Here is a 1171-nt window from a genome sequence, read left to right on the forward strand (position 1 = left end):
GGATGCTCCGATCAACTTGTCGTGCAGCCGCGGCAAGTTGCAATTTTCCAGGCACCTACAGCGTCATTGGACGAAAAGTGACCGAAAAATCATGTACGGAGAGCTTTTTCGACCGGTTCTCCGTGTTAAACGCGAACCTCACCCATACCCATGAGCTGTTTTCGAACCCTCCACAGGTTTGCCAGGGCGAACAGCGTGGTCAACTGAGCCGTGTTTTTCATCAGCCCACGAAAACGTACTTTCACGTAACCAAACTGCCGCTTGATCACGCGAAACGGATGCTCGACCTTGGCCCGTGTCTGAGCCTTGCAGAACTCGATCTTGCGCTTGGCTTTGTACAGTACGCTGCGCTGGTTCAGCTTGGAATAGGTGCTGCGACGCGCTGCAATCTGCCAGATCACCCCCCGATTTTCATGCTCTTCGCGCCTTTCGACACCGGTGTAACCGGCATCTGCATACACGGCGTTTTCTTCGCCATGCAGCAGTTCAGCCACCTGCGTGACATCGGCCACATTGGCAGCGGTGCCATGGACGTGATGCACCAGGCCGGACTCGACATCGGCACCGATGTGCGCCTTCATCCCGAAGAAATACTGACCGCCTTTCTTGGTCTGGTGCATCTCGGGATCACGCTTGCCTTCTTTATTCTTGGTCGAGCTGGGGGCATGAATAATGGTGGCATCGACGATGGTGCCTTGGCGCAGCGACAGGCCTTTTTCCTGCAGATAACCATTGATGACCGCAAGGATTGCCGGTGCGAGCTGATGCTTCTCCAGCAAGTGCCGGAAGTTCATGATCGTGGTGTCTTCGGGGATTGGCGCGCTCAGCGTCAGGCGTGCGAACTGGCGCATGGGCGTGATTTCGTAGAGCGCTTCTTCCATGGCCGGGTCGCTCAGGGAGAACCAGTTCTGCAACAGATGGATGCGCAGCATGGTTTCCAGAGGATAGGGTTTTCTACCGCCGCCGGCCTTGGGGTAGAACGGTTCGATCAGCTCCAGCAGGCCTGCCCAGGGCACCACCTGATCCATTTCGGCGAGGAAGCGCTCTCGGCGGGTTTGCTTGCGCTTGCCGGCGTACTCAAAGTCGGAAAAGCTCATCTGGCTCATGGGCGGCTCGGATCAGGTGTTACGGGGATTCTCGCATAACTGAAGGCTTGTTCGGAGATTCCCTA

At 56.6% G+C, this 1171-nt stretch carries 1 protein-coding gene; it reads right to left on the reverse strand.

The annotated features are described in order from the left end of the window. Positions 1-125 precede the first annotated feature (125 nt). The gene (locus GHO42_RS03380; protein WP_014003920.1) at positions 126-1106 is read right to left on the reverse strand and encodes an IS5-like element ISPa41 family transposase; all 981 of its coding nucleotides are present in this window, start codon (positions 1104-1106) and stop codon (positions 126-128) included. Between the last annotated feature and the right edge of the window lie 65 nt (positions 1107-1171).

It is taken from the genome of Pseudomonas sp. FSL R10-0056, assembly GCF_009600105.1.
GTDB lineage: Bacteria > Pseudomonadota > Gammaproteobacteria > Pseudomonadales > Pseudomonadaceae > Aquipseudomonas > Aquipseudomonas bubulae.

Excerpts from the sequence above, each read along its gene's own strand:
- GHO42_RS03380 (WP_014003920.1), bottom strand. The coding sequence starts at position 1,106 with ATGAGCCAGATGAGCTTTTCCGACTTTGAGTACGCCGGCAAGCGCAAG.